This is a genomic window from Streptomyces zaomyceticus (assembly GCF_014656215.1).
GTDB lineage: Bacteria > Actinomycetota > Actinomycetes > Streptomycetales > Streptomycetaceae > Streptomyces > Streptomyces zaomyceticus.
This window is the reverse complement of sequence record NZ_BNBZ01000004.1, coordinates 65,776-80,894: the sequence shown is the minus strand read 5'-3', so window position 1 is coordinate 80,894 and position 15,119 is coordinate 65,776. Positions and strand designations below refer to the sequence as shown.

Sequence of the window (15,119 nt, the reverse complement as noted above, 5' to 3'; positions counted from 1 at the left end):
CCTGTGGAAGGGTTTCAGGGGCGCGTACGGCGTCCTCCGCGCACTAGTACACTCCCCGCCCATGGCACCCAGGACACCCCCGACGCCCGAGCCCCCGGTGGCTCCCGCGCCGCCCGCGCCGCCCGCGCCGCCGGAGCCGCCCTACCTCGCCATCGCCGCCGAACTCCGCCGCCGCGTGCGGGCGGGCGAACTGTCCCCGGGGGACAGGTTCCCGTCCACCCGCGCGATCACCCGGGACTGGGGTGTGGCGATGGCGACCGCGACGAAGGCGCTCGCGGTGCTGCGCCAGGAGGGCCTGGCACGCCCGGAGCCGGGGGTGGGCACGGTGGTCGTGTCACCGGCCCCGAGAGCGACGCGGGGCCCGGGGACGACGCGGGGCCCTGCGGCGGCCGGCGAGGGGACGACGACCCCGGCGAGCGCCTCCCTCGCCCGGGAGCAGATCGTCGCGGCCTCCCTCGAACTGGCGGACGCGGAAGGCCTGAACGCCCTGACGATGCGTCGTGTGGCGACGACCCTGGGGGTCTCGACGATGGCCCTCTACCGCCATGTTCCGGGCAAGGCGGAGCTCGTCCGCCTGATGACGGACGCGGCCTGCGGCGAGGTCCCGCTGGGGCCCGTGCCGGCGCACTGGCGCACGGGCCTCGAACAGGGCGCGCGCTGGCTGCGCGCGGTGTACGCGCGGCACCGCTGGATGGCGCACGCGATGGCCTCGTTCACCCGACCGGTCGCGACGCCGAACGCGATGGCGTACACGGAGTGGGTGCTGCGGGCGATGCGCGGCACGCCGCTGACCCAGGACCAGAAGCTGCACACCCATCTGGTGATCTTCGCCTACGTCCAGGGCCTGTCGATGGCGGACGATCTGGAGGAGCAGGCGCGCCAGGATTCGGGCATCTCCGACGGCGAGTGGATGGAACAGAACGAGCCACGATTCGACGCGATCCAATCTGCGGGCTCGTACCCCGAGTTGGCCTCCGTGACGCGTGGGGGCGGCTTCGGTCTCGATCTGCGGACGCTCTTCGAATTCGGGCTCGGACGAACACTGGACGGCATCGCGTCCATGATCGATGAAACGTCCGGTTAACGAACACGGCCTTACGAGCAGCGGACGATTTCCGGCCAACTTGCCGATGCGCTCCTGACAGGTCCCCGTCATTCCTGTCACTCTCTCACCGGCTCTTCGCACCAGCGTTCACCGCTTCATCCGAACGAGTTCCACGTCACACGAACGTGCTCCACAGCTCTGCTTGCTCCGCCCGGACGGACCGACCCAGTCCGCCGGTACCCCCCTCGCAAGAAGGAGTCTGCGTGAGATCCACGCCCAGCCGTCGCGCCACCGCGACCGGCGCTCTGATAGCCGCTGCCGCCATGCTCGCCGTGAGCGTCCAGACGGGTGCCGCCACCGCGGCCGACGCCCCCTGGAGCATCGCCCCGAAGGCCCAGCAGGGCACCTCGGCGAACCCCGGCAAGCTCCCGGCCGACCTCACCCCGGCCGAGCGCACCGCGCTCATCAAGGCGGCCGACGCCGACAAGGCCGCCACGGCCAAGTCCCTCGGCCTCGGCGCCCAGGAGAAGCTGGTCGTCCGTGACGTCGTGCAGGACCGCGACGGCACGACCCACACGCGCTACGAGCGCACCTACGCGGGGCTGCCCGTCCTGGGCGGCGACCTGATCGTCGCCGAGACCAAGGCCGGCGTGACCACCGGTGTCACCAAGTCCACCCGCGCGGAGCTCAAGAACATCGCCACCTCCGCCACCGTGGCCCCGGCCGCCGCCGAGAAGCAGGCCGTCGGCCTCGCCCAGGCGGACGGCTCGGACAAGGCCAAGGCCGACCGCGCCCCGCGCAAGGTCGTCTGGGCGGCCAACGGCAGCCCGGTGCTCGCGTACGAGACCGTCGTCGGCGGCCTCCAGCACGACGGCACCCCGAACGAGCTGCACGTCGTGACGGACGCGAAGACCGGCGCGAAGCTCTTCGAGTGGCAGGCCATCGAGACCGGCACCGGCAACACGCAGTACAGCGGCCAGGTGACGCTCGGCACCGCGCCCTCGTACACGCTGACCGACACCGGCCGCGGCAACCACAAGACGTACAACCTCAACGGCGGTACGTCCGGCACCGGCACGCTGTTCAGCAACACCACCGACGTGTGGGGCAACGGCACGCCGTCGAACAAGGAGACCGCGGGTGCCGACGCGCACTACGGCGCCGCGCTCACCTGGGACTACTACAAGAACGTGCACGGCCGCTCCGGCATCCGCGGTGACGGCGTCGGCGCGTACTCCCGGGTCCACTACGGCAACGCGTACGTCAACGCCTTCTGGTCGGACTCCTGCTTCTGCATGACGTACGGCGACGGCGCGGGCAACACCAAGCCGCTGACCTCCATCGACGTGGCCGCGCACGAGATGACGCACGGCGTCACCTCCAACACCGCCGGCCTGGTCTACAGCGGCGAGTCCGGCGGCCTCAACGAGGCCACCTCGGACATCTTCGCCGCGGCCGTCGAGTTCTACGCCAACAACGCCAACGACCCGGGCGACTACCTGGTCGGCGAGAAGATCGACATCCGCGGCAACGGCACCCCGCTCCGCTACATGGACAAGCCGAGCAAGGACGGCTCGTCCAAGGACGCGTGGTACTCGGGCCTCGGCGGCATCGACGTCCACTACTCCTCGGGCCCGGCGAACCACTGGTACTACCTGCTCTCCGAGGGCAGCGGCGCCAAGACCGTCAACGGCGTGAACTACGACTCGCCGACCTCCGACGGCCTGCCCGTCACCGGCATCGGCCGCGACAAGGCCTCGCTGATCTGGTTCAAGGCGCTCACCACCAAGTTCAGCTCGAACACCAACTACGCCGCTGCCCGCACGGGCACCGTCGCGGTGGCCACCGAGCTGTACGGCGCCAACAGCCCCGAGACGCTCGCCGTCCAGCACGCCTGGGCCGGCATCAACGTCGGTACCCGTCCCGGCGGCGGCGAGCCGCAGCCGGGCAAGGTCTTCGAGAACTCCGCCGACGTGTCCATCCCGGACAACGGCGCCGCGGTGACCTCCACGGTCAACGTCACGGGTGTCACGGGCAACGCGCCCTCCACCCTGAAGGTGGACGTGGACATCGTCCACACCTACCGCGGTGACCTCGTCGTCGACCTCGTCGCCCCCGACGGCTCGGTCTACAGCCTGAGCAACCGGTCCGGCGGCAGCGCCGACAACATCGTCCAGACCTTCACCGTGAACGCCTCCTCCGAGGTCGCGAACGGCGCCTGGAAGCTCCGCGTCCAGGACAAGGCCTCGATCGACACCGGCTACATCAACAACTTCAAGCTCACCTTCCCGTAAGCCCGCAGGGGCAAGCGGGTGAGTGAGTGAACCCGAGTCACAAGTGCCGGACGCCCGGAGGGATCCTTCCCTCCGGGCGTCCGTGCGTCCCGGCGCCCGCGAGGGCCCTCCGTACCCTGGGACCCATGATCAAGGTGCTGCTGGCCGACGACGAGACGATGATCAGGGCCGGAGTGCGGGCCATCCTCGCCACCGACCCCGGGATCGAGGTGGTCGCCGAGGCCGGTGACGGACACGAGGCCGTCGAACTCGCCCGCGAACACCGGCCCGACGTCATCCTCCTCGACATCCGGATGCCCCGGCTCGACGGACTGGGCGCGGCCGAGGAGCTGCGCGCGGCCGTGCCCGGCGCGGCCGTCGTCATGCTCACCACCTTCTCCGAGGACACGTTCATCGCACGGGCCCTCGGCAGCGGCGTCAGCGGCTTCCTGCTCAAGTCCGGGGACCCGCGCGAGCTGATCGCCGGGGTCAGGGCCGTGGCCGGGGGCGGCGCCGCCCTCTCCCCCACGGTCGCCCGCCGGGTCATCGACACCCTCGGCGGCGAGCGCTTCACCCGCGCGGCCGCGGCACGGACCCGTCTCGAACCGCTCACCGGCCGGGAACGGGAGGTCGTCGCGCTCCTCGGCGCCGGGCTCTCCAACCAGGAGATCGCCGAGCGGCTGTACGTCGTCGAGGGCACCGTCAAGGCGCATGTGAGCGCCGTCCTCGGCCGCCTCGGCCTGCGCAACCGGGTGCAGCTCGCGGTCCTCGCGTACGAGGCGGGCCTGGTCCCCGATGCGTGAGCGCGTCTTCGACCTCCTGCTGTGGCTGCTGCTCTGCGTCCCCGTCCTGCTGAAGTCGGACCCGAACGACGGGGGCAGCTGGTTCCAGGTCGCCGTCGGCGTGGTGGTGCTCGCCGGCTGTGTCGCGGTCAGCAGGCGGTGGCCGCTGGTGCCGCTCGCGGCCACGGTCGCGGCGAGCCTGCCGGCCACCCTCGAACTGTTCACCCCCTCGTACAGCCTGGCCCTGATCGCCTTCGGCTACCTCGCGGGACGGCGCCAGGAGCACACCCGGGCGGCGCTCTGGCTGTTCGGGGCGATCGCGGTGACGGGACTGGCCCTCACCTGGGCCACCCGCACCTCGCTCGGGCAGTGGTTCACGCTGCTGCTCGCGCTCGCGCTCGCCGTCGTCGCGCCCTGGCTGATCGGCCGCTACGTCCGGCAGTACGACCGCCTGGTGCGGAGCGGCTGGGACCTGGCGGACCGGATGGAGCGGGAGCAGGCGGCGGCCGCCGACCGGGAGCGGCTGCGGGAGCGTTCCCGGATCGCGGGCGACATGCACGACTCCCTCGGCCACGACCTGGCCCTGATCGCGATCCGCGCGGGGGCCCTGGAGGTCTCGCCCGAGCTCGGCACCGACCAGCAGCGGGCGGCGGGCGAACTGCGCCGGGCCGCGGCGGACGCCACGGCCCGGCTGCGGGACATCATCGGTGTCCTGCGCGAGGAGGACGAGGCCGCCCCGACGAGCCCGCCGGGCGAGACGGTCGAGGAACTGACCTCGCGCGCCCGCGCGTCGGGCCTCGCGGTCACCCTGGTCACGACACCGGTGCCCACCCTGCCGGGGATGTCCGGGCTGGCGCTGCACCGGGTCGTGCAGGAGGGCCTCACCAACGCGGCCAAGCACGCGCCGGGATCGGCCGTGTGGGTCACGGTCGTCCAGGACGCGACGGAGGTGCGGGCCGAGGTGATCAGCGGCCCGGGCACGCCCGCCGACACCCGCTCGGGTCCCGCGGCGGGTCCCGGGTCCGGCGGCGTCTCGAAGAGCTCCGGGTCCGGCGGAAAGGGCCTCGTCGGTCTCGACGAGCGGGTCCGGCTCGCGGGCGGCACCCTCACCCACCGCCCCACCGAGGAAGGCGGGTTCGCCCTCTCCGCCGTGCTGCCCCGGAAGGCTCCCGCGCCGCTGCCCGCCGCCCCCACCTCGGCCCGCGAGCTGGACCGGGCGCGCCGGGAGGTGCGCAAGGACCTGGCACGGGCGATCTGGATCCCGCTCGCGCTCCTCGCGGCCCTCGGCCTGCTGATGGCCGGGGTCGCCCTGTGGACGCAGGCCCAGTCGTACCTGGAGCCGGACGACTACGCCCGGATGCGGCTCGGGCAGTCGCTCACGAGCATCGCCGAGTCCACCGACGACTGGCCCGAGCACCCGCTGGACGCCGCGCCGCACGTGGCCCCGCCGGAACCGGCCGGCATGGACGAATGCCGGTACTACCGGTCGACGTTGCTCGCCGCGATCCCGGTGTACCGGCTCTGCTTCGTCGACGGTCACCTCGCCGCCAAGGCCGAGGTGCCGTGACCCGCGCCCCCCGAGGGGCCGGGCAGGATCCGGAAGGGACGGCCTACCGGAGCAGCACCCCCGCTCCCTCCCCCGTCGTCTCCTCCGGCAGGGCCACCAGGCCCAGTTCCGCCGGGTGGGCGAGGAGGGGGTGGGTGGGGCGGACCCGGATCGTGCAGCCGAAGGTGCCGGTGCGGTCGAGTTCCAGGGTGCCCGCGTACGGCTGGCGGCCGTCCAGGTCCGGGCCGCCCGTCGGCTTCAGGGGGACGGCCCGGGGGTCGGCGAGGGTGTCGTCGGCGTCGACCCGGCCGGTGACGGCCTGCACCTCGACGTCGTCGGGGGCGAGGGCCCCGAGGGCGACCCGGACCCGGACGACCGGGGTCGCCCCGAGTTCCGCGTCCGCGAGGTCGTCCGCCAGGCCGTCGCCGACCTCGACGTGGTCGACGGTGACCTTGGGCCAGGCCTCCCGGACACGGGCCTTCCAGGCGGCGAGGTCCCGCGCCCTCTCGGGGGTGAGTGCCCGGCGGGCGGCCGCGGCGGGGACGTACAGCCGCTCGACGTACTCGCGGACCATCCGGTCGGCGAGCACCTTCGGGCCGAGGTCGGTGAGGGTGCGCCGGACCATCGCGGTCCAGCCGGCCGGTACGCCGTCGGGGCCCCGGTCGTAGAAGCGGGGGGCGACCCGGCGTTCGATCAGCTCGTAGAGGGCGGCGGCCTCCAGGTCGTCGCGCCGGTCCTCGTCCGCGGCGGCGGCCCCGTCGGCGGTGGGGATGGCCCAGCCGAAGTCGGGCTCGAACCACTCGTCCCACCAGCCGTCGAGGACGGAGAGGTTCAGACAGCCGTTGAGGGCGGCCTTCATCCCGCTGGTGCCGCAGGCCTCCAGGGGGCGGAGGGGGTTGTTGAGCCAGACGTCGCAGCCGGGGTAGAGCCCGCGGGCCATCTCCATGCCGTAGTCGGGCAGGAAGACGATCCGGTGCCGGACCCGCGGGTCGTCGGCGAACCGGACGAGCTCCTGGACGAGCCGCTTCCCGCCGTCGTCGGCGGGGTGGGCCTTGCCGGCGACGACGAGCTGCACGGGCCGCTCGGGGTGGAGCAGCAGGGCCCTCAGCCGGTCCTTGTCCCTCAGCATCAGCGTGAGCCGCTTGTACGAGGGGACCCGGCGGGCGAAGCCGATGGTGAGGACGTCGGGGTCGAGGACGGAGTCGGTCCAGCCGAGTTCCGCCGCGCCGGCCCCGCGCTGCCGCCAGGAGGCCCGCACCCGCTCCCGTACGTCGGTCACGAGCCGTTCGCGGAGGGTGCGGCGCAGCTCCCACAGCTCGCGGTCGGCGGGATCGGGGCCGAGCCGGCCGACCTCGGGCGCGACCCAGGTGGGGGCGTGGACGCCGTTGGTGACGGAGGTGATCGGCACCTCGTCGGCGTCGAAGCCCGGCCAGAGTCCGGCGAACATGGCCCGGCTGACGGCCCCGTGGAGCGTGGAGACGCCGTTGGCGCGCTGGGCGAGGCGCAGCCCCATGGCGGCCATGTTGAAGACGCCGGGTTCGCCGCCGAGCGGGGTCTCGTCGCCGAGCGCGAGGACCCGTCCGGTGTCGACGCCGGGCAGTGCGCCGTCCTCGCCGAGGTGGCGGGCGACCAGGCCGCGGTCGAAGCGGTCGATGCCGGCGGGGACGGGCGTGTGGGTGGTGAAGACGGTCCCGGCGCGGACGGTCTCCAGGGCGCTGTCGAAGTCGAGTCCCTCGCCCTGGAGTTCGCGGATGCGTTCCAGGCCGAGGAAGCCGGCGTGGCCCTCGTTGCTGTGGAAGACCTCGGGGGCGGGGGTGCCGGTGAGCCGGGTGTACGTGCGGACGGCGCGGACTCCGCCGATGCCGAGGAGCATCTCCTGGAGGAGCCGGTGCTCACTGCCGCCGCCGTACAGCCGGTCGGTGACGCCCCGTTCGACGGGGGCGTTCTCCTCGACGTCGGAGTCGAGCATGAGGAGCGGGACGCGGCCGACCCGGGCGATCCAGAGGTGGGCGTGCAGACTCCGCCCGCCGGGCAGGGCGAGGGTGACCCGGGCGGGGGTGCCGTCGGCCTCCCGGAGCAGGGTGACCGGCAGTTCGCCGGGGTCGAGGACCGGGTACTGCTCCTGCTGCCAGCCGTCGCGGCCGAGGGACTGGCGGAAGTAGCCGTGCCGGTAGAGCAGGCCGACGCCGATGAGCGGGACACCGAGGTCGCTGGCGGACTTGAGGTGGTCGCCGGCGAGGATGCCGAGGCCGCCGGAGTACTGGGGCAGGGCGGCGGCGACGCCGAACTCGGGCGAGAAGTAGGCGAGGGCGGCGGGCGGCGTGCCGGGCTGCCGCTGGTACCAGCGGGGGCCGTGGAGATAGGTGTCGAGGTCCTCGGCGGCGGCGCGGAGCCGGACCAGGAAGTCCTGGTCGGCGGCGAGCGCGGCGAGCCGGGGGGCTTCGAGTGCGCCGAGGATCCGGACGGGGTCGGCGCCGGACGCTCCCTCGGGCGCGAGGGAGTCGAAGAGGGCCCGGGTGGGCTCGTGCCAGGACCAGCGCAGGTTGTGCGCGAGGTCGGCGAGGGGTCGAAGGGTGTCGGGGAGGACGGGACGCACGGTGAATCGACGGATTGCCTTCACGTGTTCCACCTTCGCAGGCGAGTACGGAGCGGAGTGGACGCACCACGCTGTGCGTCCGTCGTTCCGCTCCGACGGTAGGGCACGATCCCCCCTCCGGGCCACGGCGCGTGGGGAGCGGCGGGGCGCGTGTCAGCCGGTGACCGGGAGCGGCACCTCGTACGGGGAGCCCTGGTTCACGGTCGTCGGGTCGAAGGCGCCGGTGGCGGCGTACCGGCAGGCGATGTCGGCGAGTTCCTCGGCGGGGATGACGTCGTGGATGTCGGTGAAGCCCTGCGGGGCGCGGGCGTGCGCGAGGTTGATGACGACCTCGGGGCCGAGCTCCCGGTTGGCCCGTTGGAGCGCGGTGGTGACGGGGCGGCGTTCGCGCTCGTACGCGGCGAGGCCCTCGGCCGGGTCGGGGTGCCGGGCGAGGGCGTGGGCGAGGGCGCGGGCGTCGACGATCGACTGGGTCGCCCCGTTGGAACCGATCGGGTACATGGCGTGGGCGGCGTCTCCGATGAGGGTGGTGCGGCCGCGGGTCCAGCGGTCCAGGGGCTCGCGGTCGACCATGGGGTACTCGTACGCGGAGTCGGCGGCGCGCAGGATGTCGGGGACGCGGACGCCGTCGAACTCCCAGCCCTCGTAGAACGGGAGGAAGGTCTCGACGGGGACGGGCCGGTTCCAGTCGCCCAGGAACCGTTCCTCCCCGGGCACCGCCCCGGTCCGGCAGGTGCGCTCGGCCGGCCGGGCGAGCGCCCAGTTCACCAGGACCTCCCTGCCGGGTCCGGTGGGCCGGCCCATCGGGTAGACGACGGCCTTCTGCCGGTCGTCCCCGGCGATGAGCATGAACGAGCCGACCGCCCGGGCCGGCATCCGGGACACCCCCCGCCACACCAGCGTCCCGTTCCACGACGGCCCGCCCTCCCCCGGATGCAGCGCCGCCCGCACCGCGGACCGGATGCCGTCCGCGCCGATCAGTACGTCCGGTTCCAGGGAGGCACGGCCCTTCACCGCGCCCTCGCGGTGTTCGAGCCGCAGTCGCGGGCGGCGGCCGGGCGGCAGTTCGACACCGGTCACCCGGACGCCGGTGACCAGGGCGGCGGGTCCGAGCCTGGCCCGTACCGCCCCGGCCAGGACCTGCTGGAGGTGTCCTCGGTGGACCGACAGCTGGGGCCAGCGGTAGCCGGCGCCCAGACCGCGCGGCTCCCGGGATATGAGTCCGCCCGAGCGGTGGTAGTAGCGCAGCTCGCGGGTGCGCAGGGCGCCCGCCTCCAGGGCGTCGAGCAGGCCGAGGGCGTCCAGTTCGCGGACGGCGTTCGGCATCAGGTTGAGCCCGGCGCCGACCGGGCGGATCGCGGGTGCCGCCTCGACGACCGTCACCCGCTCGAACCCGGCGGCGTGCAGGGCGAGGGCGGCGGTGAGGCCGGCGACTCCGCCGCCGGCGATCACGATGTGCGGGCTCTGCCCGTAGTCCGGGACGGGGCCGCGGCCGTACGGGGCGGGCGCGCGGCCGTACGAGGAAGGGGTGCGGGCGTACGCGGAGGGGGTGTGGGGGGACATCTCGACTGCTCCTTCGGCGCCGCTACGCGGCCGACGGCCCGACTGGGGCCCCTGCGGGACGGCGCCGCACGATCGCGCGGCGCACCATGGTCTCGTTCTCCCTGGTCAGGTCCAGGATCGAGCGCAGCAGCGCGACCGGGGCCCCGCCGCTGCCCTCCTCGTACAGCCGCATCTCGTCGCTGTACGCCTTGCGGGCGATGCCGAGGTGCCGGGCGCGGAAGGTCTTCAGGAGGCGCAGCACCCGGCCCAGTGCCTCCGCCGAGGCGGTGAGCGAGGGCGGCAGCCGGTCGGCGCCCTCCCAGCTCACCGCGGCCGACAGCTTGCTCACCGCCGACACCCCGCCCCGGTGCCGGGCGTGGAAGGCGCGCCAGGCGGGCAGCGCGTACGGCACCGACTCCGCGAGGAAGCCCTCGTAGGCGGGGTCCGAGCGGTCGCACTGCCACAGCGTCAGATCGACCGGCCAGAGGGGCACCTGCGCGGCGGCCGGTCCCAGATAGTCGCGGCCCGCCACCTCGACCTCCTCGAAATAGGGGCGCAGGGTGAGCGCGAAGTACTCCGGCGACACCCGCGCGACCGTGAGGTCGATGGAGTCGACCACCGCCCGCAGCCGGCGGGCCACCCGGTCGAGGGCGGCCGCGAAGCCGGGGTCGTACGGTTCGAGGCGGGCGATGCGCCCGCAGTCGTCGAGGGCGGCGACGAGGCCGGGGAAGACCATCCGCACCGCGTCCTGGAGGAGGGCCTCCGTGGGGTGGCCGGTGTACGTGCGGCGGCGCGGGCCCGGCGGGTTCCAGGTCGTGTAGTGGTGGACGGTGTCCCGGGGCACCATGTCGGTGCGGCGGCCGAGGAGTTCGAGGACGGGCAGTGCCTCCGGTACGGCGGTGAGGGGCTGTACGCCGTGGCGCTTCAGCGAGCCCAGCAGGATGCCGAGGTCGCGCATCGCGGCGCAGGCGGCGCCGACGCTCCACTGTGCGGCCCGGTCGGGGTCCGGCACCAGGGCGCGCAGCGCGACGGTGAGCGCGGCCACGTCGGCTCGCGCGTTCATCGCGGGTACCGCGGCGAGCAGGGCGTCGGCACCGAGCGGGTCGGCGGCGCGTATGTCGTCGGTGCGGTGCCGCGGATCGCCGAACAGCAAGACGTGGACTCCTTCTTCAGGGGCTCGGTTCGCCGAGGACGCACGGCTCACCCGCCCGTGGTGGTGGCCGGTCGTTCGGGTGCGTGCGGGTGGGCGCTGGCCGGACACCCGGTCCTTCGGTGCCGGGGAGGGCGGCCGGGGCGCCGGCGACCGCGATGTCCGTGATCGGCGGAAGCCCGCGGCGCGGGCGCGGCCGGGTGGAGGCGAGCGCCCCGCGCCGCGGCCCCGGTGGCGTGGTCACCGGGTGGTCCCCAGGCCGTAGCCGTCGAGACAATCCTGGGCGAGGCTCTCGCACTCCTCGGCGGCGCCGGCCCAGGTCTGCATGGTCAGGTAGACGTGCGGGGCGCCGTGGTAGAAGCGTTCGTACTGCTCGTGGCGTCCCGCGAACTCGGAACCGAGGGCGTCCCAGGCGAGCTTGAGGAGTTTGAGGCGGTCCTCCGCGGGGTGGCCGGGGCTGCCGAAGTAGCGGCGGACCAGCGGCCCGAGCTCGGGGTGGAGAAGGTCCCGGCCGCTCGCGGGGAGCTGGACGAGGGCCCCGCCCGCGAGGAGCTTGATGTCCTGGACGGCGCGTGGATAGAGCTCGCCGGCCATGATCCGCTGGGCGAAGGAGATCTCCTGCCCGGGGCGGACGCCGCCGCGTCCGCCGTCGACCTGTTCGTACGAGGCCTCGGCGGCCAGTACGAAGGCCTTGGCCTGCGCGACCATGCCGAGGAGCCGGCCGATGGCCTGGGTGACGGGCGGCAGTTTCCCGGTGCCGTGGGAGCGGCTGATGAGGATCGCGAGTCCGGTGAGGAACTCCAGCTTGGTCCAGAAGCGGGTGGCGGACTGGTGGACGAAGTTCACATAGGCGGGGGTCTGCCACCAGACGGCGCCGGTGGTGGCCGGGTCGCGGTAGGTCAGGACCCGTTCCCAGGGGACGAACACGTCCTCGCAGACCAGCATCGCGTCGTTCTCGTCGTACCGGGAGGAGAGCGGGTGGTCGAAGACGGACCGGGAGCGTGCCTCGTAGGAGGTGCGGGAGATCAGCCGGAGGCCGGGGGTGCCGGGCCGTACGGAGAAGGTGACCGCGTGCCCGGTGTCGTCGGCGGGGAGGGGTTCGATGGTGCCGACGAGGATCTCGTCGGCGAAGACGGCGCCGGTGCCGACGGTCTTGGCGCCGCGGACGACGATCCCGCCGTCGCGTTCGGCGACGACCCGCAGGGTGAGGTCGTCCTCGCCCTGTCCCGGGGCGGGGTTGCCGAGGGTGAACGCGGTGTGGAGGTCGCCCTCGGCGAGTCTGCGGTGGAAGGCGAGGGCGTGTTCGGCGCCGTCGAAGGTCTCGCCGGTGAAGACGGCGGGCGCGGCGGCGAACCCGGCCGCGCCGGCGGCCATGTAGTCGGGGGTGCGGCCGAGGAAGCCGTAGCTCGCGCGGGCGGTCGTCCGGAAGGCCTGGCGGCGGGCGACGAGGTCCTCGTACGAGCGGGGTACGGCGTACGCGCGGCGCACCCCGCCCCGGACGAGGACGGGGTGGTGCGCGGGGTCGTCGGCGAGGTCGTAGAGCCCGGCGAAGGAGGCCGCGGTGGACCGGAAGGCGGGGTGGGCGGTGACGTCCTCGATCCGTTCCCCGTCGAGCCAGATCCCGCGCCCGTCGCGCAGCCCCTCCAGATACTCCTGCCCGGACCTCGTCACCGGTGTGTCGCCGCCTCTCCTCGGGTGTCACGGCTGTGCCGGTCCCGAGCCTGTCCGGCACGACCCGTCCGGACAATGAGCTTCCGTCCAGGGGTCCTTAAGAACCGTCCAGGTACTCCCGAAGATGTCAGGTCGGCCGACCTGAAGCCGCTCGGCCGGGCGGGTCGGACCGCTCGGCCGGCGGGCCCGGGCCGCTCGGCCGGGCTCCCCGGAGACGCTCGTCCGGCCCGGCCGGCACCGTTCAGGCGGCCCGGACGGCTCCCGCCCGGTACTCCCCCGGTGTCACCCCGAACCACTTCCGGAAGGCGAGGTGGAAGCCGACGGCGCTCTGGTACCCGACGCGGGCGGGCACCGCGGACTGCGGGAGCGAGGTCTCCGTCAGCAGCCGTCCCGCCTCCTGCATCCGGCGGGCGGCGAGGTACCGGGCGGGCGACTCGCCGACCAGGTCGCGGAAGGCGGCGGTGAACGCGGAGCGGGACATGCCGACCTCCCGGGCGAGCGAGTCGATCGTCCACGGCTCGGCGAACCGGGTCGCGATCATGACGACGGCCCTGCTGATCCCCGGGTGCCCGAGCAGTGGCAGCGAGGCCGGGTTCCCGGCGAGTTCGCGGAGCAGCGGGCGGAGCGCGAGGACGAGGGCCATCTCGAAGGCTCGCAGGGTGATGAGCCGGTCGCCGGGCCGGACGGGCCGGTCGGGGGCGGCAAGCAGCCGGAGGGTGTCGCGGAGCAGCGGCTCGCGGTCGACCTGCGGGCCGTCGAGGACGAGCGCCCAGGGCAGCGAGGTGTAGAGGCCGGTGGCGGCGCTGGCGTCGTAGTGGAGTCCGGCGCAGAGCAGCCGGCTCTCGGGTCCGCTGCCCTCGATGACGATCTCGCCGGAGGTGCCCGGTTCCCGCTCGGGGAGGACGGCCTTGAGCGGGACGCCCTGGCGTTCGGGCCGGTCGGAGAGGCGGTGCGCGGTGCCGGTGGGGAAGACGACCAGGTCGCCGGCGTGCAGTTCGAGGGGCGGTTCGTCGTCGGTGGTGATCCAGCAGGCTCCCTCGACGACGTAGTGGAGGACGGCGCAGCTGCGTTCGGCGTCGCCCTCGATGGCCCAGGGGGCGCGGACGTGCCAGCGGCTGTCGAAGACTCCGGTGAGCCGGAGGGGTTTGAGCAGTTCGCTCAGCAGGTCGTCGTGCTCGTCGTGCGGATCACGCCGGTCGCGCGGTTCGCGCGTGCCCCGCTGATCGCTCGGATGGTGACGGTCGGTTCCCACGGTTTCCATGGACGATCCTTCAACTTCCGCCCCGGTTTGTTAATTGAACGGCCGAAGCCGTCGCGGCGAGCCTGGAAGGACGCCGTCACGACAGCAGCGACAGCCTATCGAAGGGCCTCAGACACACATGTCCAGTGAGATTCCGATGCGGGTGGCGGTCGTGGGCGCGACCGGGTTCCAGGGCGGCGCCGTGGCGCGTCTGCTCGCCGAGCGACACCACCGGGTGCGGGCCCTGACCCGGCGCCCCTCGGCCGACCGGCCGCCGTTGCCGGGGGCCTTCTTCCTCGCCGGCGACCTGGGGCGTCCCGAGGACGTGCGGCGGCTCTTCGAGGGGACGACGCACGGGTTCGTGACGATGCCCCTGGTCTACGACCCCGAGCAGGTGGAGGAGTACGCGCTGAACGTCGCGGAGGCGGCCCTGGACACGGGGATCGTCCGGCTGGTGTTCAACGCCAACACCCGGATACCGCTGGGGCCGACGGACGTCGCCGCGTTCGAGACGCGGCGGCTCGCGGAGCGGGTGCTGAGGGACAGCGGGGTGCCGCTGGTGGTGATCCGGCCCCCGGTGTACCTCGACAACCTGTTCTCGCCGTGGAACGGTCCGGCCCTGGTCGACGAGGGCGTACTCGCCTATCCGCTGCCGGCGTCCGCGCGGACGGCGTGGCTCTCGCACCGGGGCCTGGCGGAGGCGGCGCTCGCGGCGCTCACCCGGGAGGGGCTGGAGGGCCGGACCTTCGACGTCGGCGGCGAACGCTCGCTGACGGGAAGCGAGCTGGCGGCGGCCTTCGGCCGGGGGCTCGGCCGGGCGGTGCGGTACGAGGAGCTGGATCCGGCCGCTTTCGAGCGCGCCCTCGGCCGGCTCCTCGGCCCGGAGACGGCGGCGGGAGTGGCCGGGATCTACCACTACATGGCGACCGGCGCCGATCCGCTGCTGATGGCCGACGACGACGGGGTCTCGACCGAGGTCCTCGCGCTCGAACCGGCGCCGGTGGAGGAATGGGTGGCCCGCCAGCCCTGGCAGGTCTGGTCCTCCGACACCTCCCCGCTGCGCTGACCGCGGCCCCGGGCCGAACACGGCCCGGGGCCGAAATAAACGACCTCCGCCCCACAAAGGCGGGGGTTGTTTGTTGTCCGGGTCCTGTGCTTGCCGGTACGGCTACGCCCTAGTAGTTAACAAAGCGCCGGGATTGCCCACCCGGGAACCGTGGGAAGGCTCCTGCGGTACTCCCCCGAACCCCTCTCCCCGTGACCCCTGTTCATCC

At 73.7% G+C, this 15,119-nt stretch carries 10 protein-coding genes; 5 read left to right on the top strand and 5 right to left on the bottom strand.

Going from position 1 to position 15,119, the window contains the following annotated elements:
• Positions 1 to 61 precede the first annotated feature (61 nt).
• From IE311_RS07505 to IE311_RS07490, 4 genes are all read left to right on the top strand, one after another.
• Positions 62 to 1,084: a TetR/AcrR family transcriptional regulator C-terminal domain-containing protein gene (locus tag IE311_RS07505; protein WP_189830794.1), complete on the top strand. Its 1,023-nt coding sequence runs from the start codon at positions 62 to 64 to the stop codon at positions 1,082 to 1,084.
• A gap of 224 nt (positions 1,085 to 1,308) precedes the next feature.
• Positions 1,309 to 3,339, top strand: coding sequence for a M4 family metallopeptidase (locus tag IE311_RS07500; protein WP_189830793.1), 2,031 nt, complete (start codon positions 1,309 to 1,311; stop codon positions 3,337 to 3,339).
• A 125-nt stretch (positions 3,340 to 3,464) separates the two neighbouring features.
• On the top strand, positions 3,465 to 4,121 hold the full coding sequence (locus tag IE311_RS07495) for a response regulator (protein WP_189830792.1): 657 nt from the start codon (positions 3,465 to 3,467) through the stop codon (positions 4,119 to 4,121).
• Entirely contained in the window at positions 4,114 to 5,667 is a 1,554-nt protein-coding gene (locus tag IE311_RS07490) for a sensor histidine kinase (protein ID WP_189830791.1), read from the top strand. Before IE311_RS07495 ends, IE311_RS07490 begins: the two co-directional genes overlap by 8 nt.
• Positions 5,668 to 5,710: 43 nt before the next feature.
• Here the strand turns inward: IE311_RS07490 and glgP are convergent, their stop codons facing one another.
• The 5 genes from glgP to IE311_RS07465 all read right to left on the bottom strand — a co-directional run bounded on the left by glgP (position 5,711) and on the right by IE311_RS07465 (position 13,866).
• Entirely contained in the window at positions 5,711 to 8,266 is a 2,556-nt protein-coding gene (glgP, locus tag IE311_RS07485) for an alpha-glucan family phosphorylase (RefSeq protein WP_189830790.1), read from the bottom strand.
• Positions 8,267 to 8,395: 129 nt separating this feature from the next.
• On the bottom strand, positions 8,396 to 9,805 hold the full coding sequence (locus IE311_RS07480) for an FAD-dependent monooxygenase (RefSeq protein ID WP_189830789.1): 1,410 nt from the start codon (positions 9,803 to 9,805) through the stop codon (positions 8,396 to 8,398).
• Between the two features lie 22 nt (positions 9,806 to 9,827).
• A complete protein-coding gene (locus tag IE311_RS07475; protein ID WP_189831027.1) occupies positions 9,828 to 10,934 on the bottom strand; it encodes a monodechloroaminopyrrolnitrin synthase PrnB family protein in 1,107 nt (368 codons plus the stop codon).
• 240 nt (positions 10,935 to 11,174) lie between these two features.
• Positions 11,175 to 12,605 (bottom strand): 4-hydroxyphenylacetate 3-hydroxylase family protein, encoded by a 1,431-nt coding sequence (locus IE311_RS07470; protein ID WP_189830788.1) that lies wholly within the window; start codon positions 12,603 to 12,605, stop codon positions 11,175 to 11,177.
• A 241-nt stretch (positions 12,606 to 12,846) separates the two neighbouring features.
• The gene (locus IE311_RS07465; protein WP_229901774.1) at positions 12,847 to 13,866 is read right to left on the bottom strand and encodes an AraC family transcriptional regulator; all 1,020 of its coding nucleotides are present in this window, start codon (positions 13,864 to 13,866) and stop codon (positions 12,847 to 12,849) included.
• 118 nt (positions 13,867 to 13,984) lie between these two features.
• On the opposite strand from IE311_RS07465, the gene IE311_RS07460 reads away from it, so the two are divergent.
• Positions 13,985 to 14,911, top strand: coding sequence for an SDR family oxidoreductase (locus IE311_RS07460; protein WP_189830787.1), 927 nt, complete (start codon positions 13,985 to 13,987; stop codon positions 14,909 to 14,911).
• Positions 14,912 to 15,119 lie beyond the last annotated feature (208 nt).